Consider the following 18,410-nt stretch of genomic DNA (forward strand, 5'->3'; position numbering starts at 1 on the left):
TGGGCGCGGCGGCTCGCGCACCCGGCGTCGGGCCCGCGCCCCCCACCGGGCCGCTGCCGCCGTCCGGGCCCCCCGGCCGCCCGGCCGTCACGCGTCGCCCTCCCGCATCGGCACCCGCACGCCCTTGTCCGAAGCGACCTCGTCCGCCGCCTCGTACCCCGCGTCCACGTGCCGGATCACGCCCATGCCCGGGTCGTTCGTCAGGACCCGCCGGATCTTCTCGCCGGCCAGCGGCGTGCCGTCGGCGACGGTCACCTGTCCGGCGTGGATGGACCGGCCCATGCCGACCCCGCCGCCGTGGTGCAGGGAGACCCAGGAGGCGCCCGACGCCACGTTGACCATGGCGTTCAGCAGCGGCCAGTCGGCGATCGCGTCGGAGCCGTCGAGCATGGCCTCGGTCTCGCGGTACGGGGAGGCCACGGACCCGCAGTCCAGGTGGTCGCGCCCGATCGCCAGCGGCGCCGCGAGTTCGCCGCTCGCCACCATGTCGTTGAAGCGCTCGCCGGCCCGGTCGCGTTCGCCGTAGCCCAGCCAGCAGATGCGGGCGGGCAGGCCCTGGAAGTGGACGCGCTCCCCGGCCATGTCGATCCAGCGGCGCAGGGACTCGTTCTCCGGGAAGAGGTCGAGCAGCGCCTTGTCCGTCTTGCGGATGTCGGACGCCTCGCCGGACAGGGCGGCCCAGCGGAAGGGACCCTTCCCCTCGCAGAACAGCGGCCGGATGTAGGCGGGGACGAAGCCGGGGAAGTCGAAGGCCCGCTCGTATCCGGCGAGCCGCGCCTCGCCCCGGATCGAGTTGCCGTAGTCGAAGACCTCCGCGCCGGCGTCCATGAAGCCGACCATCGCCTCGACGTGCCGGGCCATCGACTCGCGGGCCCGGCTGGTGAAGTCGGCGGGCTTCTCGGCCGCGTACGCGGCCATGTCGTCGAAGTCGACGCCGACCGGGAGGTAGGCCAGCGGGTCGTGCGCGCTGGTCTGGTCCGTGACGATGTCGATGGGGGCGCCCTCGGCGAGCATCCGGGGCAGCAGCTCCGCCGCGTTGCCCAGGAGGCCGATGGAGAGCGGGCGGCGGGCGTCGCGGGCCTCGACGGCGAGCCGGAGCGCGTGCTCCGGGGAGTCCGCCTGCACGTCCAGGTAGCGGTGCCCGATGCGGCGCTCGATGGCGCGCGGGTCGCAGTCGACGCAGATCGCGACGCCGTCGTTCATGGTCACGGCGAGCGGCTGGGCGCCGCCCATCCCGCCGAGCCCGGCGGTCAGGGTGATCGTCCCGGCGAGGGTCCCGCCGAACTTCTTGGCGGCGACGGCGGCGAACGTCTCGTAGGTGCCCTGGAGGATGCCCTGGGTGCCGATGTAGATCCAGGAACCGGCGGTCATCTGGCCGTACATGGTGAGCCCGAGCGCCTCCAGGCGGCGGAACTCCTCCCAGTTCGCCCAGTCGCCGACCAGGTTGGAGTTGGCGATCAGGACGCGCGGCGCCCACTCGTGCGTCTGCATGACGCCGACCGGCCGCCCGGACTGGACGAGCATCGTCTCGTCCTGCTTGAGCGTGCGCAGCGTACGGACCATCGCGTCGAAGGAGCGCCAGTCGCGGGCCGCCTTGCCGGTGCCCCCGTAGACGACGAGCTTGTCGGGGTGCTCGGCGACCTCGGGGTCGAGGTTGTTCTGGAGCATCCGCAGGGCGGCCTCCTGCTGCCATCCCAGGGCGGTCAGTTCCGTACCGCGCGGCGCCCGTACGGGGCGGGGTCCTGACATGGCGGTGCCTCCTCGCGACTGTGATTTTTCTATTCACATCTTGAGTGGCTGAATACCCCCAGTCAACAGGCGGGGCCGCAAGGGTTCACCGGCACGTCAGAAGCCGCGCGCGGCGGGGCATTCTCCACCAACCACCCGCATGTACCGATGGAAAATGCCAGAACCTCCACCAGGAGAGAGCACGATGCGTAGCCTCTGGGTCACAGCCGAACGCCGTGTCGGAGGGGAATTCGCGTGCCCGGAATCGACGAGTGCCTGCTCGACGTCATGAGACTGCCCGGTGCCAGGGGCGCCGCCGTTGTCGACTGGACGAGCGGTCTCGCCCTCGGCACCGTCGGCGAGTCGCCCAACGGCGACCACGAGGCCACCGCGGCGGAGACGGCGGAGGTGGCGCGGATGGCCGCCGAACAGCCCGCCTTCGCCCTCGGGTCGCCGGAGCCGGCGGCGGGCGCGGCCGGGAGCGTCCCGCCGGTCGAGGACGTCATCGTCACCACCCGCGCCGGGTACCACATCCTCCGGTTCGTGGAGACGGACTTCGACAGCAGCGTCTTCCTGCACCTGTGGCTGGACCGTGCCGAGGGCAATCTCGCGCTCGCCCGGATACGCCTCGGTGAGATCGCCGAGCGGCTGGTCCTCGCGTGACCGCCGCCGCCCTCGCGGACGACACCGCGGCCCCCGTGCTCTCCCCGATGCTCCAGCGCCTCGCCGCCGAACGGGCCACCGGCGCCCTGATGCGCGACCGGGGCACGCTGTACCTCGCCGACGGCGAGGTCGTCCACGCCGAGTCCCCCTCGACGCCCGGGATCGACGTGCTGCTGACCCGGGGCGGTGCGCTGCGCCGCGAGGGCTGGTGGGACGCGGTGGCCGAGGCGGGGGCCGGGCAGCGGGTCGGCCGGCATCTCGTGGACAGCGGCCGGGTGCCGGGCGGCGCGCTGGAGCTGTGCCACCTGGGCGCCCTGTACGACGCGGCGTTCTTCGCCCTCGCGCCGACCCGGACGCCCGCGCGCTTCCGGTACGGGGTCGCGCACTGGATCGGGCCCGTGCGGCCGGTCCCGGTGGACGCGGTGCAGCGCGAGACCCTGCGGCGCCGCGAACTGCTGGAGGGGATCTGGCCGGACGCCGCGGTGGACACGGCCCCGCTGACGCGGACGGGCCGGCCGTCCGACGCGCCCGTGCCGGCGGGCCGGCGCCGCGTGCTGGAGCGGGTGGACGGGGTGCGTACGGCCACCGGCATCGCGCAGGAGCTCGGCAGGTCCGCGTTCCACGTCCTGGTCGACCTGCGGCGGCTCGCGGCGGCCGGTCTGGTCGAGCCGGTCCCGCCGGCGGCCCCGGGCACCCCGGACCCGGCCCGGATCGCGTTCCCCGAAGTCACGGCGGACCCCGACGTCGCCCTGCTGCGCCGGCTCCGAGACGCATTGGAGGCCCTGTGATACGCGCGCTCAGACAGCGTGCCGGAAGGAGACAGCTGATGGTGCCCGAAGCCGAAGCGCAGGACGTCCTCGCCGAGCTCCAGCGGTTGCGGGCACGGGTCCCGCTCCTCTCCGGCGCCCTGGCGGCCAGCACCGACGGGCTCGTCCTGGCGCACGACACCCCGGGCGTCGAGGCCGAGGGGGTCGCCGCGCTCACCGCCGCCGCGCTCGGCGTCGCGATCCGGATGACCGAGGCCACCGGGCGGGGCGGCTTCCGCGAGCTGCTCGTGCGCGGCGAGACGGGCTACATCGCGACGTACGCGGCGGGGTCCCAGGCCGTCCTGACCCTGCTCGCCGAGGACCGGATCAACGTCGGCCGCCTGCATCTGGAGGGCCGCCGGGCCGGCTCCCGGATCGGCGGACTGATCGACCGCGCCCTGGCCCGCGCCCCGCAGCCGGCCCCCGCACCGCGCGCCCCGCAACAGCCGGGCGCCCTCCCGCAGCGCCCGACCTGAGCGCACCGAACGTCTCTCGCACCACCCGCACCACGCAACCGAACCGGCCGTGGTGGCCGGTCAGAGAAAGGGAGCACCACTCATGGCGAACACCGAAACGTCACTGAAGGAAGCGATGTCGTCCATCGAGGGCACCACCGGTGTCGCCCTCGTCGACTACACGAGCGGCATGGCACTGGGCACGCTCGGCGGCGGCAAGGACTTCAACCTGGAGGTCGCGGCGGCCGGCAACACCGACGTCGTACGCGCCAAGCTCCGCACCATGGAGCACCTGGGCATCAAGGACGAGATCGAGGACATCCTGATCACCCTGGGCACGCAGTACCACCTGATCCGCCTCCTCAAGACCCGCGGCAACAACGGCCTGTTCCTCTACCTGGTCCTCGACGCCGGCCGCGCCAACCTGGCGATGGCCCGCCACCAGCTGAAGAAGATCGAGGCGGACCTGGAGGTCTGACCGGGGCCGTCCCCGGGGGCGGGCCGTCCGCGCGGCCCGCCCCCGCCCCGGTTCACTCCACGAACAGCCCCCGCGCCACCGCCCCCGCGTCGAACTCCTCCAGGCGGGCCTGGGCGTCGGGCAGGCCGTCGCACATGGCCTCCAGGAGGACCCGGCCCAGCAGCATCGGGGCGCAGGCCGTGTCGAAGGCGAGGCCGGTGCCGACGGCGGCCGGGATGAGCAGGTCGCTGTGGCGGGCCACCGGCGCGAACGCGGAGTCGGCCACCGACACCACGGTGAGCCCCCGGCCGCGCGCGTACGCCAGCGCGTCCACGACCTCGCGCGGGTGGCGGGGAAGCGCGAAGCAGATCAGCGCCGTCGCCCCGGCCCGCCGGGCGGCGTCGATCCGGTCGTGCAGCATGCTGCCGCCCTCGTCGAGCACCCGCACGTCCGGGTGCACCTTCGCCGCGAAGTATCCGAACCCGCGCGCCTGCGAGGACGCCGCGCGCAGTCCGAGCACCGGCAGCGGACGGGACGCGGCGAGCAGCCGGCCCGCCCGTTCGACGGGGCCCGGGTCGGCGAGGAGCTCGGCGAGGTGGCGCAGGTTCTCGATCTCCCCGAGGACGGCCTGCTGGTACTCGTTGTACGTCTCGTCGCCCTCGCCCGCCTCCGCCCCGGCCGGGGCGACCTCGCGCAGGTGCTTGCGCAGCGCCGGGTAGCCGTCGAAGCCGAGCGCGACGGCGAACCGGGTGACGGACGGCTGGCTGACCCCGGCCAGCTCGGCCAGCTCGACGCTGGAGAGGAACGGGGCGTCTCCGGCCCGGCGCACCATCGAGTGCGCGATGCGCCGCTGCGTGGGCGTGAGCCGGCGCCCCTCGAACAGCTCCTGCAACCGCGCGGCCGGGCTGCTCCCGCTCATCCTGTCCCCTCGGTAGGTCCGCCCGCGCCGCGGCCCGGCGCCGACGAATCCATTCAGCCAGCAAGGTGTCTGCATGTCCATATGCAACGGGCCGGTACGGACCCTTCGCCGGCCCCGAAACCGGGGGGCTAGCCCCACTGTCCCGGCCGCCTCCGCTCCGTACCGTGAGAACCATGGACGCACCCGACATCGAGCTCGACAAGGAGCTCAAGGCGACTCTGCAGGCCCGCGGCGAGCTGGGGGCCGACTACGACTCCGCGCTCGCCGAGTCGTTCCTGGAGAAGGTGGAGCAGCGGCTCGACGCCACGCTCGAGCGCAGGGTCCGGCGGCACCTCGCCGAGGAGCGGACCGCCGTCGCGCGGGGCATGCGGTCCCCGGAGCGGCCGTACGGGCACTTCGGCGAGCGCTACGGCTTCGGCATCATCTCGCTGGTCCTGGCCATTCCGCTGTCCGCGATCGGCGTCGCGCAGGCGGGCATCGGCGGGCTCGTCGTGGCCTGGCTCGGGATCGTCGGGGTCAACGCCTTCCAGGCCGGCCACGGCAGGCGGCTGTTCCGGGGCGGCGAGGAGCGGCGGACGGCCTCCGGCTGGGAGGACTGAGCCGCACGCCCGACGGGTCGGCCGGACGCGTGCGTGGCAGGGGACGCGGCGAGCCGCGCGGGAAACGGCAGTCGCGGGGACCGCCGCACCCCCGGTTTCCCAGGGGGCGGGACGACGGCGGTCCCCGCGAGGGACGCGGTCCGGGTCAGGGCCGGGTGACGCGTCCGGGCGACGGTGGAGGTCCGGGAGCCGCTCCGTAGTCCGTTGTCGCCGTTCCGGTGCCGGCGGGCCTCCCCGCCGACACCCACTACTGTGCCCGTGCCGTGTTAAGCCGGTGCTGCGCCCACGTGACGCGCGCGTACCGTTTCCGCGAAGCGCGCGGCCACCCGGCTACTTCGCGGCGGCCGGGGCGCCCTTCGCCAGGTACGCCAGCAGGTCCTGGCGGCTGACGACGCCCTTCGGCCTGCCCTCCACCAGCACGATCGCCGCGTCCGCCGCGCCGGTGCCGCCGAGCACCGCCATCAGGTCCTCGACCGGCTCGCCGGAGCCGACCTGCGGCAGCGGCGGCGACATGTGCTTCTCCAGCGGGTCGCTGAGCGAGGCGCGCTGGGCGAACAGGGCGTTCAGCAGCTCGCGCTCCACGACCGAGCCGATGACCTCGGCGGCCATCACGTCCGGGTGGCCCGCGCCGGGCTTCACGATCGGCATCTGCGAGACGCCGTACTCGCGCAGCACGTCGATCGCCTCGCCGACCGTCTCCTCCGGGTGCATGTGGACGAGGGTGGGGATCGGCCCCTCCTTGTGGTCCAGGACGTCCGCGACCCGCGCCGAGGGGCCGCTGTCCTCCAGGAAGCCGTAGTCCGCCATCCACTCGTCGTTGAAGATCTTCGACAGATAGCCGCGCCCGCTGTCCGGGAGCAGGACGACGACGACGTCATCGGGACCGAGCCGCTTCGCGACCTCCAGGGCGCCCACGACCGCCATGCCGCAGGAGCCGCCGACGAGCAGCCCCTCCTCCTTGGCGAGCCGGCGGGTCATCTGGAAGGAGTCCTTGTCGGACACGGCGACGATCTCGTCGGTGACCGTCCGGTCGTAGGCGGAGGGCCAGAAGTCCTCGCCGACGCCCTCCACGAGGTAGGGCCGGCCGGAGCCGCCGGAGTAGACCGAGCCCTCCGGGTCGGCGCCGACGACCTTGACCCGGCCGCCGCTGGCCTCCTTCAGATAGCGGCCGGTGCCGCTGATCGTGCCGCCGGTCCCGACGCCCGCCACGAAGTGCGTGATCTTCCCGTCCGTCTGCTCCCACAGCTCGGGACCGGTGGTCTCGTAGTGGGAGCGCGGGTTGTTCGGGTTGGAGTACTGGTCGGGCTTCCAGGCGCCCGGCGTCTCACGGACCAGCCGGTCGGAGACGTTGTAGTACGAGTCGGGGTGCTCGGGGTCGACCGCCGTGGGGCAGACGACGACCTCGGCACCGTAGGCGCGCAGTACGTTGATCTTGTCCGTGGACACCTTGTCCGGGCAGACGAAGACGCACTTGTACCCCTTCTGCTGCGCGACGATCGCCAGGCCGACGCCCGTGTTGCCGCTGGTCGGCTCGACGATCGTGCCGCCGGGCTTCAGCTCGCCGCTCTGCTCGGCGGCCTCGATCATGCGCAGGGCGATGCGGTCCTTGACCGACCCGCCGGGGTTGAAGTACTCGACCTTGGCCAGGACCGTCGCCTGGATTCCGGCCGTGACACTGCGCAGCCTCACCAGCGGGGTATTGCCTACGAGACTGATCATCGAATCGTGGTATCGCACCGTGTACTCCGGGGTCTCCGAGATGGTCCGGCAAGCGTATGCGTACCGGCACGGGATCGGGCGGTGCGATTGAACAACGGCCGGTAGCGGGCAGGTAGCTCTGTGTACGGCTCTACTGCGGTACGTGGGACGAGGAGGTGGACCTGACTGTGTCGACGGCGAGAGTGGCACGGCGGATCGCGGCGGGCGCGGCGTACGGCGGGGGCAGCATCGGGCTGCTGGGCGCCGCCGCGGTGGGCGTCCTGCTGGCGGAGGTCCAGCTGGCGAAGCGGCAGGTCGGCGGCGGTATCGCCCCGGTCCCGCCGAGCGCGGACGGACGGTACGGAGTGGCGTTCACGGGCCCGGCCGAGCCCTTGCGCCTCGGGCTGCTCGGGGACTCCACGGCGGCCGGGCAGGGGGTGCGGCGGGCCGGGCAGACCCCGGGGGCGCTGCTGGCGTCGGGGCTGGCGGCGGTGTCCGAGCGGCCGGTGGACCTGCGCAACGTCGCGCTGCCGGGTGCCCGGTCGGACGATCTGGAGCGGCAGGTCTCGCTGATGCTCGCGGACCCGGCGCGGACGCCGGACGTGTGCGTGATCATGATCGGGGCGAACGACGTGACGCACCGGATGCCGGCCACGCAGTCGGTGCGCTGTCTGACCACGGCGGTGCGCAGGCTGCGGACGGCCGGGGCGGAGGTCGTCGTCGGGACCTGTCCGGACCTGGGCACGATCGAGCCGGTGTACCAGCCGCTGCGCTGGCTGGCCCGGCGGGTGAGCCGGCAGCTGGCGGCGGCGCAGACGATCGGCACGGTGGAGCAGGGCGGGCGCACCGTGTCGCTGGGAGACCTGCTGGGCCCGGAGTTCGAGGCGAATCCGCGGGAGCTGTTCGGCCCGGACAACTACCACCCGTCGGCCGAGGGGTACGCGACCGCTTCCATGGCGGTGCTGCCGACCCTGTGCGCGGTACTCGGTCTGTGGCCGGAGTCCGACCGGCTGGACGGTGCCCGGCGCGAGGACATGCTGCCGGTGGCGAAGGCGGCCTCCCAGGCGGCCAAGGAGGCCGGCACGGAGGTCACGGGGGCCCGGGCGCCCTGGGCCCTGCTCAAGCACCGCAGGCGGCGGCGCCTGCCCGCCGCCACGGAGCCGCACCCGCATCCGCACCCGGAGCCCGGGGGTTCGTCGCGCCTCGGCCACCGGCCGCACGCGGACGCGGACGGCCCGCCGGGACACGCGTGGGTCCGGCGGCCGGGCGGGCGCCCCGGAGAGGGAGGCGCCGGCTGAGCGGGCGCCCCGGAGAGGGAGGCGCCGGCCGGGCCGCCGGCTTCCGCACGGGGAGACGTCGACCGGACCGGCGTCCCGACTCCCGACGCGGAGACGTTGACTGAGCGCTCGCTTAGAAAAGAGGCCCGCATCACATGCCGCGTCGGGTGACCCCGGCGCTACGTCCGGGTAATTTCCAGAGCAGTCGTGCCGTACCGCCGGGTCTGCCGCATCCGTCAGGCAGCCTGTCCGCCCTCAGCCCTCATGGAGCCGCGTGATGCCCGAAGCCGTGATCGTCTCTGCCGCCCGTTCGCCCATCGGCCGGGCCTTCAAGGGTTCGCTCAAGGACCTGCGCGCGGACGACCTGACCGCGACGATCATCCAGACCGCGCTGGCCAAGGTCCCCGAGCTGGACCCCGAGGACATCGACGACCTGATGCTGGGCTGCGGACTGCCCGGCGGCGAGCAGGGCAACAACCTGGGCCGCATCATCGCCGTGCAGATGGGGATGGACCACCTTCCCGGCTGCACGGTCACCCGCTACTGCTCGTCCTCGCTGCAGACCAGCCGCATGGCGCTGCACGCCATCAAGGCCGGTGAGGGCGACGTCTTCATCTCGGCCGGTGTCGAGATGGTGTCCCGCTTCACCAAGGGCAACTCGGACAGCCTGCCGGACACGCACAACCCGCTGTTCGCGGAGGCCGAGGCCCGCACCGCGGCCCGCGCCGAGGAGTCCGGTGCGAGCTGGCACGACCCGCGCGAGGACGGCCTGGTCCCGGACGCCTACATCGCGATGGGCCAGACCGCGGAGAACCTGGCCCGGCTCAAGGGCGTGACGCGCCAGGACATGGACGAGTTCGGCGTACGGTCGCAGAACCTCGCCGAGGAGGCCCTGAAGAACGGGTTCTGGGAGCGCGAGATCACCCCGGTGACCACGCCGGACGGCACGGTCGTGGCCAAGGACGACGGCCCGCGCGCGGGCGTCACGCTGGAGGGCGTCCAGGGCCTGAAGCCGGTCTTCCGCCCGGACGGCCTGGTCACTGCGGGCAACTGCTGCCCGCTCAACGACGGCGCCGCCGCGCTCGTGATCATGTCGGACACCAAGGCGCGCGAGCTGGGCCTGACGCCGCTCGCCCGGATCGTCTCCACCGGCGTCTCCGGCCTCTCCCCCGAGATCATGGGCTACGGCCCCGTCGAGGCCAGCAAGCAGGCGCTCGAGCGGGCCGGGCTGACCATCGGCGACATCGACCTCGCCGAGATCAACGAGGCGTTCGCCGCCCAGGTCATCCCCTCCTACCGCGACCTCGGCCTGCCGCTGGAGAAGGTCAACGTCAACGGTGGCGCGATCGCCGTCGGCCACCCCTTCGGCATGACCGGCGCCCGGATCACCGGCACGCTGATCAACAGCCTCCAGTTCCACGACAAGCAGTTCGGCCTGGAGACCATGTGCGTCGGCGGCGGCCAGGGCATGGCCATGGTCATCGAGCGTCTGAGCTGATCAGGGCGGGCTCGGGCCCCTGCGCGCCACCGAGCCCCGACCGTGACCGAATCTCCCCCAGGATGTGATCTGTCTCCTGGGGGGGATTCGTTTGCGCAGGTCACACCTACAACAGCCGTTTACACAGGGCCCAAAGTCCTGTCCATTTCATGACGTAATGCACTGACACATGGTGCCGTCAGGGCACAAGCTGATGTAGGAAGTCGGGGGATCGATTGAAACCGGGAGTATGTCAGTGAGCGCCATGCCTCTTGCCCTGTTGCTGACCACCGCCGCTGCCACGGCTGTGGGCGTCGCCGCTCTGCACGCCGCTCACGGGCTGCGCAGGCAGGTCTCGGCGCTCCGGAAGGAGCTGGCCGACGGTCACGCCCTTACAGCGGCCATACCCCCTCAGACCCGCAACGACACCACTTCTGCCGAAGAAATACGCGCGGCCGTCGCCGACGCGCTGGCCGAGGAGCGCGAGCGGGAGCTGGCCGAGGCCCGCGCGTTCTGGGCCTCGCAGGAGGCGCGCGACGCCGCCGACGCCCCGTCCCTGCTGGGCGGGCTTGCCGGGCTGGGCGAGGACGCCCCGTTCTTCCTGCCGCGCCAGAGCGATTTCGCCGGTCTGGAGTCGATGGACCTCGAAGCGGCCGACGCCCTGGACGAGCTGACCGGGCTGGCGGAGCTGCCGGAGGCGGAGTTCGCCGAGGACTCCCCCGAGCTGGCCGCGGCCCGCCGCCGCCACCCCTCGCACCCCGACTTCGTCCCCGTACAGGCGCCCGTGGTCACCGATCACGAGCGCACGGTGAACCGGCTGGAGGAGCTGGCGGACAGCCGCACCGAGCTGTCCGACGTCCGCCCGGGCCCGCTCGGCACGCTCGACGTGTACGTGTTCGCCGACGGTACGACGCTCTGCATGACCCCCGGCCACCGCGAGACGGCCGAGCGCCTGGCCGAGTCGCTGCGCGCGGGCGAGCACCCGGTGCTGCTGGGCGGCTCCGGCGTCTCGGGGGCGTACGCGCTGACGTTCTCCTGCGGCAGGGAGAACGTGTACATACTCGCCGACCGCGTCATAGCGAGCTTCTGAGCCCGCACCGACGCGGGGATCCCGGTTACGGCCTCCCCGCGCGCCGCGCGCCTTACTCGAAGGCCCGCGCGGCCGCTTCCTCGACGCATCGCACGGCCTCGTCCAGCTCCTCGGGCGGGGCCGTTTCCAGTGCCACGGCCAGGTCCCGGCCGGCGACGGCGAGCTGGTCGCCGACGGCGAACACCCCGGCGTCCGGCATCGTCCGGGGCTCCCGTCCGGGCTCCTCGGCGCGCTGGGCCCGCGCCGACAGCTCGCGCGCGGCGGCGAGGCCGTGGGCCGCCGCTCCCCGCTGCAGCCTGCTCTGCGGGGCGGCGCGCAGCCGGTCGGCGAATCGGTCCACGGCGATGATCAGGGGGGTCGTATCGAGCACCCCGCGACCCTATCGCCGTGCGCACGGAAGCGGCCCGCGGCCTCCGGAGGGAGACCGCGGGCCGCTTCGGGTCCGCAGGGCAGATCAGTCGTCGCCGCTGAGGATGGAGAGCAGGCGCAGCATCTCCAGGTAGATCCACACCAGGGTCATGGTGAGGCCGAAGGCGGCCAGCCAGGACTCCTCGCGCGGAGCGCCGTACGCGATGCCGTCCTCGACCTGCTTGAAGTCGAGGGCCAGGAAGCAGGCGCCGAGGATGATGCCGATGACACCGAAGAGGATGCCGAGGCCACCGCTGCGGAAGCCGAGGCCGTCACCGCCGCCGAAGACGGCGAAGAGCAGATTGACGGCCATCAGGAGCAGGAAGCCCATGGCGGCGGCCATCACGAAGCCGTAGAACCGGCGGGTGACGCGGATCCAGCGCATCTTGTACGCGAGGAGCACACCGGCGAAGACACACATGGTGCCCATCACCGCCTGCATCACGACGCCGGGCCCGATGTACGTGCTGACCGCGCTGGAGATGACGCCGAGGAAAACACCCTCGAAGGCGGCGTAGGCGAGGATCAGCGCGGGAACGGGCTTGCGCTTGAAGGACTGGACCATCGACAGCACGAACGCGATGAGCGCGGCGCCGACGGCGATGCCGTACGACTTGTTGAGGTTGCCCTCGTCCACCGGCAGCAGCGCCCAGGCGAGCGCGGCACCGAGCACGACCGTGCCCAGCGTCATCGCCGTGCGGGTGACGACGTCGTCGATCGTCATCGCGCCGGTGCGGGCGGGCGCGGGGGCGCCCGTGGGGGCGTAGGGGTTCGTCGCGTACGGGTTCGGGGCGGTGCCCTGCGCGTACGGGTTGGCACCCGCTGCGGGGGCCCCGGCCTGCGGCGCCGCGTTGAAGCCCGCGTAACCGTTGTCGCGGCTGAAGCCCCGTCGCGAGAAGACCGGGTTGCTGCTCCTCATCTCACTCCTCCATGGCCACCCAGCGTGGCCTTCCCACAAGAGTAATGGGTAGGCAAAGCAATCGTCCTAGTGCCGAAGGAGGATCTTTCCCCGGGCACGGGCCGTGCGCGGTCAGGGTGCGTCCGGTCGCCTCCGCCGGCGGACGGGCTCACCGGCGGACCGGCCGCCCGCCTCCCGGGCCGCGCTCTCCACCCGTTCCCGGTGCCGGCGCCACCATGCCTCGTCCCCGGGCGCCATGTCCTCATTCCCCCTCCGCAGCCCGGCCGCCCCGTCGATCAGCTCCCGGACGAGGTCGGCGTGCCCGGCATGGCGCTGGGTCTCGGCGACGAGGTGGACGAGGACGCGATGCAGCGACAGCGCGGGCCCGCCCTCCCCCTCCTCCCCGGGGAGGACCCCCACCGCGTCCAGCCCGAACGCGTCGACGGTCGCGTCGGAGTGCGCCCACACCCGCCGGTACCGCCCGACGACCTCCTCGCGGGACTCGTCGGCCGTGGCCCACAGATCGGCGTTCGGCTCGGCGTCCCCGGTGATCCACAGGGCCGGCGCGTCGACGGGCCGCCCGAAGGCGGTCCCCAGGTAGAACGCCTCGGCCCCGGTCACATGCTTGACGAGCCCGAGCAGATTGGTGCCGGTGGGGGTGAGGGGCCGCCGTATGTCGTATTCGGACAGCCCGTCGAGCTTCCAGAGGAAGGCGTCGCGGGCGTCCTGAAGGTAGAGCCGCAGGTCGTGCTTGAACTGGTCCGCATCCGTCATGCGTCCAACCTGCCGGTCGGCCGGCCCCGGGCCCACCGTGTTTCTCAGCCCGTGGACGCTCCCCGCCCCATCACGGCAACGAGCCGCCCCGCGGGTCTGCCGGTACCGAACCTGTCGGCCGCACCGGGGCGGCTCGTACGGTCGGCGGCTCACCGACCGACACGGGAGGGCCGGATGAAGGCCGTCATGTTCCTGCTGGCCTTCGCCGCACTGCATCTACTGGGGCTGGCCCTCGCCACGAACCACCGTGGGTTCGCGCAGTACGTCCGGGACACCTGGCTGAACCCAGTCCACTTCACGCCCCGCGAGCTCCGCCGCATCCGCCGCATCCGCCGCCGCAACGGCATCGAACACCCCGCGTTCCACCACTACGTGCAGGCGCAGGACCGATTCCGGAACCTGCGCATCATGGGCGCGCTGCACGCGGCCCTGGGCCTGGCCGGCGTCGTGGGGATTGCCGTTTCCGTGGTTCGGAGGTGATCGTTTTGGGTACCTGGGGGCTCGGGATCTGGTACGCGATGGTGCCCGGAACCGGACTCGAACCGGTACGCCCCCGAGGGGCAGCGAGGTTTAAGCTCGCCGTGTCTGCATTCCACCATCCGGGCGTGGCGCGCGGCTCCGCGTTGGCACATGACCCTATCCGGGGGGCTCGGCGCGATCAGCCGAACAGTGGCTCGATGTTGTCTTATTTATCGATCTCTTGAGTCCCCGTCAGCGCACGTCGGAGGCATACCCACATGCCCGCGCAAGATGGCGGCGGCGCAGGGGTGCCGGGCGAATTGACGGAAAGTCGCCGCACCGACACAGTCCATGCGCCAGGGGCGCGCCACCGATCGCCAGGGGCGCGCCACCGCGTGGCTGATTTTAGGCGGCGATCCGGTCGTTCACGCACCGCAGCACCGGGCGGGTCGCCAGTGCGGAGGGGTCCTCCAGGACCGCGCCCGTGACCCGGATCGTGGTGCTCTCGCCGGGGAGGAGCGTGACGAGGAGGGTGTCGGCCTCGGCGTCCGGGTGGAGGCGGTCCGGGAAGAGGCAGAGGTCCCGGAGGAGGGTCTTGGCCGTCACCTCGACGCGGTACGCGGGGGTCCCGGCGTCCCCGTCGTCCTCAGCCGTCACCGTGGCCCCGTAGCGCGCCGGCGGGAGGGCGAGGCGGGTGTCCTCCTCGTAGAAGTGCAGGGTCCTGGTGTCGTCCAGGCGGGCGGACAGGAGTTCGCCGGCCGGGTCGGCGGGGGTCGCGAGCGCGGCGGGCAGGGGGACGCTCGACGTGGTGCGGGGGGCCGTGGTCACCGGCACCGTCTCCTCGGCCAGGACCGTGCCGTCCAGGGCGTGCCGGGTCAGGCGGAGGGTGCCCGCCCAGGGGGCCGGCGTGTCGTTGACCAGGTGGACGGAGCCGTCGCGGACGGCGATCAGGCGGTCCTCGTACACCGAGCGCAGGGCGTGCCAGAGCGGCTTGCGGCGGCCGTCGCCGTCGACCGCCGACCAGGAGACGACCGGCCAGCAGTCGTTGAGCTGCCAGACGATGGTGCCCATGCAGTACGGGGCGTGCGAGCGGAAGTGGCGGATGCCGAACGCGACGGCGCGGGCCTGGTTGAGCTGGGTGAGCCAGTGCCAGTCGTCGAAGTCCGCGCCGGGCTGCGGCAGGTGGTCGCCCAGGCCGCGCAGCAGCTTCGCGTCGCCGTCCTCGGCCTTCTGGTGGTGGGCCAGGAGCGGGACGTCCGGGGTGAGCGGGCCGCTGATCGCGCGGCGCAGAGTCGCGTAGGCGGGCGGGCCCTGGAAGCCGAACTCGGCGACGAAGCGCGGCACCCGGTCGGCGTACGCCCGGTAGTCGGCGCGGTTCCACACGTCCCAGATGTGGATCGTGCCCCGCTCCGGGTCCTGCGGGTGGGTGCCGGGGCTGCCGGAGTACGGCGAGCCCGGCCAGTACGGGCGTGTCGGGTCGGTCTCGGCGACGATCGAGGGCAGCAGCCGGTGGTAGTAGCCGTGGCCCCAGGTGCGGTCTCCGAGCTCCTTCTGCCAGCCCCAGTCGGCGTAACCCTCCAGGTTCTCGTTGTTTCCGCACCACAGGACCAGGGAAGGGTGCGGGGCCAGACGGGTGACGTTCTCCCGCGCCTCCGCCGCCACCTCGTCCCACAGCGGCTGCTCCTCCGGGTACGCGGCGCAGGCGAACGGGAAGTCCTGCCAGACCAGGAGCCCCTTCTCGTCGCACAGTTCGTAGAAGTCGTCGCTCTCATAGAGCCCGCCGCCCCACACCCGGACGAGGTTGACGTGGGCGGCGACCGCCTGGTCGAGGCGGTCGGAGAGCTGTTGCCTGGTCAGGCGGGACGGGAAGCAGTCCTCGGGAATCCAGTTCACCCCGCGCACGAAGACCGGCTCGCCGTTCACGGAGATCCGGAACGCCTCCTGTTCGAGGGTGACGGACCGGAACCCCGTGCGCAGGCGGCGGACGTGGTCGCCGGCGCGGACCTCCACCTCGTACAGCGGCTGTTCGCCGTGGCTGTGCGGCCACCAGGGCTCCGCCTGCGGGACCGACAGGCTGACGGCGACGCGGTGCTCGTCCTCGTCGAGGACGAACCCGGCCGCCGCGCCGACCACCCCGACGGAGCCCGAGACCGGTTCGAGGCCGTCGTGCTCGATCTCCAGTTCGGCGGTGAGGGACGGCACGCCCTCCGGGTCCAGGTCGGGCAGCAGTTTCACGGACGCGATGCGCGGACCGCTCCACGTCTCCAGGGCGACCGGGCGCCAGATGCCGGAGGTGACCAGCGTCGGGCCCCAGTCCCAGCCGAAGTTGCAGGCCATCTTGCGGATGAAGGCGTACGGCTCCGCGTAGGCGCCGGGGCGGTCGCCGAGGCGGTCGCGCAGGTCCTCGGCGTAGGTGTAGGGCGCGGTGAGGACGACGTCGAGGGTGTTCCTCCCCTCGCGCAGCAGCCCGCGCACGGGGAAGCGGTAGGAGCGGTGCTGGTTCGCCGTCCGGCCGATCTCGGTGCCGTTGAGCAGGACCGTGGCGACCGTGTCGAGCCCGTCGAAGCACAGGGCGGCGTGGTCGTGCCCGTCGGGCGCCCAGTCGAAGGCGGTCCGGTACGTCCAGTCGGTGCGGCCGATCCAGCCGAGCCGGGTCTCGTTGTCGTCCAGGTAGGGGTCCTCGATGAGCCCGGCGGCGAGCAGGTCGGTGTGGACGCAGCCGGGGACGGTGGCGGGGACGCCGTCGGGAATGCCGCCCGCGGGGTGCCCGGGGGGTACGGGTCCGGCCGGGTGGAGCGTCCAGCCGTCGTGCAGGGGCAGGTGGCGAAGGGTCACGCGGGGGTCCTTCCGCAGTCGGGGAGCTGTGCGCAGGCGACGAAGTGGTCCGGCTCGGTCTCGTGGAGGTCGGTGGTGGCCGCCCCCGGCCCCCCGGACGAGCCGCCGGCCGCCTCGTGGAAGGCACAGGACGTCACCGGCTCCGCCGGGTCCCACGGCTGGTTGAGGCGGGGCACGGCGGCGAGCAGGGTGCGGGTGTACGGGTGGAGGGGGTTGCCGAACACCCGGCGGGTGTCGCCGCGTTCGACCACGCGGCCCCGGCGCAGCACGACCGTCTTCTCCGCCAGGTATGTGCCGAGCGCGAGGTCGTGCGTGATGTAGAGGACGCCGAGGCCGCGTTCCTTGAGCCCGGCGAGGAGGTTGAGGACGTCGATGCGGGTGGACGCGTCGAGCATGCTGGTGATCTCGTCGGCGACCAGGAAGCTCAGGTCGAGCAGGAGGGCCCGGGCGATGAGCAGGCGTTGCAGCTGGCCGCCGCTGAGCTGGTGCGGATAGCGGCCGAGGACCTGCGCCGGGTCCAGGCGCACATCGCGTACCGCCTTCTCGACGCGGTCGGCCCACTCCGCGTCGCGGACGCCCGGGTGGTACGCGCGGCGGACCAGGTCGAAGACGCGGTCGGCGCGGAAGACCGGGTTGTAGCAGGAGAAGGGGTCCTGGAAGACGCCCTGGACGCGGCGGTAGAAGTCCTTGCCGGGCCGCACCCGCCGCCCGTCCAGGGTGAGGGTGCCGGAGCTGACGCCGGTGAGGCCGAGGATCATGCGGCCGATGGTGGACTTGCCGCTGCCGCTCTCGCCGATGAGGGAGACGACCTCGCCGGGCGCGGCCGTGAAGGAGACCCGGTCGACGGCGGTGACGGAGCCGCCGCCGAACGCCCCGGCCCGGTAGGTCTTGGTGACGTGGTCGAGGGTCAGCATCAGGCCTTCCAGCATGCGACGGAGTGGCGGGGGGCGATCTCGACGACCGGGGGTTCCTCGGCGCAGCGCTCGTCCGCGACGGGGCAGCGGTCGCGGAAGCGGCAGCCGGCCGGGGGGTTCAGGAGCGAGGGCGGGGCGCCGGCGATGCCGGTGAGGGGGCGGTCGGCGTGCCGGGCCCCGACTTCGGGGAGCGCGCCGAGCAGGAGCTTGGTGTACGGGTGGCGGGGCGCGGTCGTCAGGGTCTTCGTGGGCGCCTTCTCGGCGAGTTTGCCCGCGTACATGACCATGATGGAGTCCGCGATGTGCGAGGTGAGCCCGAGGTCGTGGGTCACGAAGATCATGCTGGTGACCAGGCCCTTGTCGCGCAGCCCGGTGAGCGCGCCGACGACGGCGCGCTGGGTGGAGACGTCGAGCGCGGAGGTGACCTCGTCGGCGATGAGGACGGACGGGTCGAGCAGGGTGGAGATCACCATGACGGTGCGCTGCTTCATCCCGCCGGACAGCTCGATCGGATAGCGGTCCAGGACGTCGTGGTCCAGGCCCACCAGATCGAGTCTGCGGTGCAGTTCGGCGGTGTCCACGCTCGCGCCGCGCGACGCGAGCAGCTCGCGGATCATGCGGCCGATGCGGCGGGTGGGGTTGAGGGCGCTCATGGAATACTGCGGGACGAGCGAGATCCGGTGGAAGCGGAAGGCGTTCATCGCCCGGTCGTCGGCCACGGGCACGTCGTCGCCGTCGAGCGTGACGGTGCCGCCCGCGTGGCGCATCCGGCCGTCGAGGCGGATCAGCGACTTGCCGAGGGTGCTCTTGCCGCACCCGGACTCACCGGCCAGGCCCAGGATCTCCCCGTCGGCGAGGTCGAAGGAGACGCCGTCCAGGGCTCGTACCTCACCGCGCAGGGTGCGGTAGTGGACCCGGAGGTCGGTCACGGTCAGGGTCATGCGCTCAGCCCT

At 72.8% G+C, this 18,410-nt stretch carries 18 protein-coding genes and 1 tRNA gene; 9 read left to right on the plus strand and 10 right to left on the minus strand.

The window, feature by feature from the left end; all coding sequences use genetic code 11:
* Positions 1-87 precede the first annotated feature (87 nt).
* Positions 88-1,749: a urocanate hydratase gene (hutU, locus tag FKN01_RS15475; RefSeq protein ID WP_143620716.1), complete on the minus strand. Its 1,662-nt coding sequence runs from the start codon at positions 1,747-1,749 to the stop codon at positions 88-90.
* Between the two features lie 234 nt (positions 1,750-1,983).
* Here hutU and FKN01_RS15480 point away from each other — a divergent pair, with 234 nt between their 5' ends.
* From FKN01_RS15480 to FKN01_RS15495, 4 genes are all read left to right on the plus strand, one after another.
* Entirely contained in the window at positions 1,984-2,391 is a 408-nt protein-coding gene (locus FKN01_RS15480; RefSeq protein ID WP_143620718.1) for a hypothetical protein, read from the plus strand.
* 47 nt (positions 2,392-2,438) lie between these two features.
* Positions 2,439-3,179: a transcriptional regulator gene (locus FKN01_RS15485; protein WP_143620843.1), complete on the plus strand. Its 741-nt coding sequence runs from the start codon at positions 2,439-2,441 to the stop codon at positions 3,177-3,179.
* Between the two features lie 38 nt (positions 3,180-3,217).
* The gene (locus FKN01_RS15490; RefSeq protein ID WP_143620720.1) at positions 3,218-3,673 is read left to right on the plus strand and encodes a roadblock/LC7 domain-containing protein; all 456 of its coding nucleotides are present in this window, start codon (positions 3,218-3,220) and stop codon (positions 3,671-3,673) included.
* An 82-nt stretch (positions 3,674-3,755) separates the two neighbouring features.
* On the plus strand, positions 3,756-4,130 hold the full coding sequence (locus tag FKN01_RS15495) for a hypothetical protein (RefSeq protein ID WP_143620722.1): 375 nt from the start codon (positions 3,756-3,758) through the stop codon (positions 4,128-4,130).
* Positions 4,131-4,182: 52 nt separating this feature from the next.
* On the opposite strand, the gene FKN01_RS15500 is transcribed toward FKN01_RS15495, so the two are convergent.
* Positions 4,183-5,028, minus strand: coding sequence for a MurR/RpiR family transcriptional regulator (locus FKN01_RS15500; RefSeq protein WP_143620724.1), 846 nt, complete (start codon positions 5,026-5,028; stop codon positions 4,183-4,185).
* A gap of 173 nt (positions 5,029-5,201) precedes the next feature.
* On the opposite strand from FKN01_RS15500, the gene FKN01_RS15505 reads away from it, so the two are divergent.
* On the plus strand, positions 5,202-5,627 hold the full coding sequence (locus tag FKN01_RS15505; RefSeq protein ID WP_143620726.1) for a hypothetical protein: 426 nt from the start codon (positions 5,202-5,204) through the stop codon (positions 5,625-5,627).
* Positions 5,628-5,957: 330 nt separating this feature from the next.
* On the opposite strand, the gene FKN01_RS15510 is transcribed toward FKN01_RS15505, so the two are convergent.
* Positions 5,958-7,364, minus strand: a complete 1,407-nt coding sequence (locus FKN01_RS15510) for a cystathionine beta-synthase (protein WP_143620728.1) — start codon at positions 7,362-7,364, stop codon at positions 5,958-5,960.
* Positions 7,365-7,528: 164 nt separating this feature from the next.
* On the opposite strand from FKN01_RS15510, the gene FKN01_RS15515 reads away from it, so the two are divergent.
* The 3 genes from FKN01_RS15515 (at position 7,529) to FKN01_RS15525 (ending at position 11,169) form a co-directional block, all read left to right on the plus strand.
* The gene (locus FKN01_RS15515; RefSeq protein ID WP_143620845.1) at positions 7,529-8,623 is read left to right on the plus strand and encodes an SGNH/GDSL hydrolase family protein; all 1,095 of its coding nucleotides are present in this window, start codon (positions 7,529-7,531) and stop codon (positions 8,621-8,623) included.
* Positions 8,624-8,879: 256 nt separating this feature from the next.
* A complete protein-coding gene (locus tag FKN01_RS15520; protein WP_143620730.1) occupies positions 8,880-10,100 on the plus strand; it encodes an acetyl-CoA C-acetyltransferase in 1,221 nt (406 codons plus the stop codon).
* 244 nt (positions 10,101-10,344) lie between these two features.
* Complete coding sequence (locus FKN01_RS15525; RefSeq protein ID WP_260696898.1) at positions 10,345-11,169, plus strand: hypothetical protein; 825 nt, start codon at positions 10,345-10,347, stop codon at positions 11,167-11,169.
* 52 nt (positions 11,170-11,221) lie between these two features.
* Here the strand turns inward: FKN01_RS15525 and FKN01_RS15530 are convergent, their stop codons facing one another.
* From FKN01_RS15530 to FKN01_RS15540, 3 genes are all read right to left on the minus strand, one after another.
* The gene (locus FKN01_RS15530; protein ID WP_143620732.1) at positions 11,222-11,539 is read right to left on the minus strand and encodes a hypothetical protein; all 318 of its coding nucleotides are present in this window, start codon (positions 11,537-11,539) and stop codon (positions 11,222-11,224) included.
* Between the two features lie 84 nt (positions 11,540-11,623).
* Complete coding sequence (locus FKN01_RS15535; protein WP_143620734.1) at positions 11,624-12,496, minus strand: Bax inhibitor-1/YccA family protein; 873 nt, start codon at positions 12,494-12,496, stop codon at positions 11,624-11,626.
* 111 nt (positions 12,497-12,607) lie between these two features.
* Entirely contained in the window at positions 12,608-13,249 is a 642-nt protein-coding gene (locus FKN01_RS15540; RefSeq protein WP_143620736.1) for a DinB family protein, read from the minus strand.
* A gap of 174 nt (positions 13,250-13,423) precedes the next feature.
* Between FKN01_RS15540 and FKN01_RS15545 the strand changes: the two genes are divergently transcribed.
* The gene (locus FKN01_RS15545; RefSeq protein WP_143620738.1) at positions 13,424-13,729 is read left to right on the plus strand and encodes a hypothetical protein; all 306 of its coding nucleotides are present in this window, start codon (positions 13,424-13,426) and stop codon (positions 13,727-13,729) included.
* A 39-nt stretch (positions 13,730-13,768) separates the two neighbouring features.
* Here the strand turns inward: FKN01_RS15545 and FKN01_RS15550 are convergent.
* The 4 genes from FKN01_RS15550 to FKN01_RS15565 all read right to left on the minus strand — a co-directional run bounded on the left by FKN01_RS15550 (position 13,769) and on the right by FKN01_RS15565 (position 18,398).
* A tRNA-Leu gene (locus tag FKN01_RS15550) sits at positions 13,769-13,854 on the minus strand.
* Between the two features lie 259 nt (positions 13,855-14,113).
* Positions 14,114-16,543: a glycosyl hydrolase 2 galactose-binding domain-containing protein gene (locus FKN01_RS15555; RefSeq protein ID WP_143620740.1), complete on the minus strand. Its 2,430-nt coding sequence runs from the start codon at positions 16,541-16,543 to the stop codon at positions 14,114-14,116.
* Complete coding sequence (locus FKN01_RS15560; protein ID WP_260696899.1) at positions 16,540-17,472, minus strand: ATP-binding cassette domain-containing protein; 933 nt, start codon at positions 17,470-17,472, stop codon at positions 16,540-16,542. The genes FKN01_RS15555 and FKN01_RS15560 overlap by 4 nt, the downstream gene beginning before the upstream one ends.
* Positions 17,457-18,398 carry an ABC transporter ATP-binding protein gene (locus tag FKN01_RS15565; protein WP_143620742.1) on the minus strand — a complete coding sequence of 314 codons (942 nt, stop codon included), beginning with the start codon at positions 18,396-18,398 and terminating at the stop codon, positions 17,457-17,459. Before FKN01_RS15565 ends, FKN01_RS15560 begins: the two co-directional genes overlap by 16 nt.
* Positions 18,399-18,410: the final 12 nt, after the last annotated feature.

The sequence above is a fragment of the Streptomyces sp. 130 genome, from assembly GCF_007096885.1.
In the GTDB taxonomy this organism is placed as follows: domain Bacteria; phylum Actinomycetota; class Actinomycetes; order Streptomycetales; family Streptomycetaceae; genus Streptomyces.

Excerpts from the sequence above, each read along its gene's own strand:
- FKN01_RS15500 (WP_143620724.1), bottom strand. The coding sequence starts at position 5,028 with ATGAGCGGGAGCAGCCCGGCCGCGCGGTTGCAGGAGCTGTTCGAGGGG.
- FKN01_RS15495 (WP_143620722.1), top strand. The coding sequence starts at position 3,756 with ATGGCGAACACCGAAACGTCACTGAAGGAAGCGATGTCGTCCATCGAG.
- FKN01_RS15505 (WP_143620726.1), top strand. The coding sequence starts at position 5,202 with ATGGACGCACCCGACATCGAGCTCGACAAGGAGCTCAAGGCGACTCTG.
- hutU (WP_143620716.1), bottom strand. The coding sequence starts at position 1,749 with ATGTCAGGACCCCGCCCCGTACGGGCGCCGCGCGGTACGGAACTGACC.
- FKN01_RS15490 (WP_143620720.1), top strand. The coding sequence starts at position 3,218 with ATGGTGCCCGAAGCCGAAGCGCAGGACGTCCTCGCCGAGCTCCAGCGG.
- FKN01_RS15560 (WP_260696899.1), bottom strand. The coding sequence starts at position 17,472 with ATGCTGGAAGGCCTGATGCTGACCCTCGACCACGTCACCAAGACCTAC.
- FKN01_RS15535 (WP_143620734.1), bottom strand. The coding sequence starts at position 12,496 with ATGAGGAGCAGCAACCCGGTCTTCTCGCGACGGGGCTTCAGCCGCGAC.
- FKN01_RS15520 (WP_143620730.1), top strand. The coding sequence starts at position 8,880 with ATGCCCGAAGCCGTGATCGTCTCTGCCGCCCGTTCGCCCATCGGCCGG.
- FKN01_RS15525 (WP_260696898.1), top strand. The coding sequence starts at position 10,345 with ATGCCTCTTGCCCTGTTGCTGACCACCGCCGCTGCCACGGCTGTGGGC.
- FKN01_RS15485 (WP_143620843.1), top strand. The coding sequence starts at position 2,439 with ATGCTCCAGCGCCTCGCCGCCGAACGGGCCACCGGCGCCCTGATGCGC.
- FKN01_RS15565 (WP_143620742.1), bottom strand. The coding sequence starts at position 18,398 with ATGACCCTGACCGTGACCGACCTCCGGGTCCACTACCGCACCCTGCGC.
- FKN01_RS15540 (WP_143620736.1), bottom strand. The coding sequence starts at position 13,249 with ATGACGGATGCGGACCAGTTCAAGCACGACCTGCGGCTCTACCTTCAG.
- FKN01_RS15545 (WP_143620738.1), top strand. The coding sequence starts at position 13,424 with ATGAAGGCCGTCATGTTCCTGCTGGCCTTCGCCGCACTGCATCTACTG.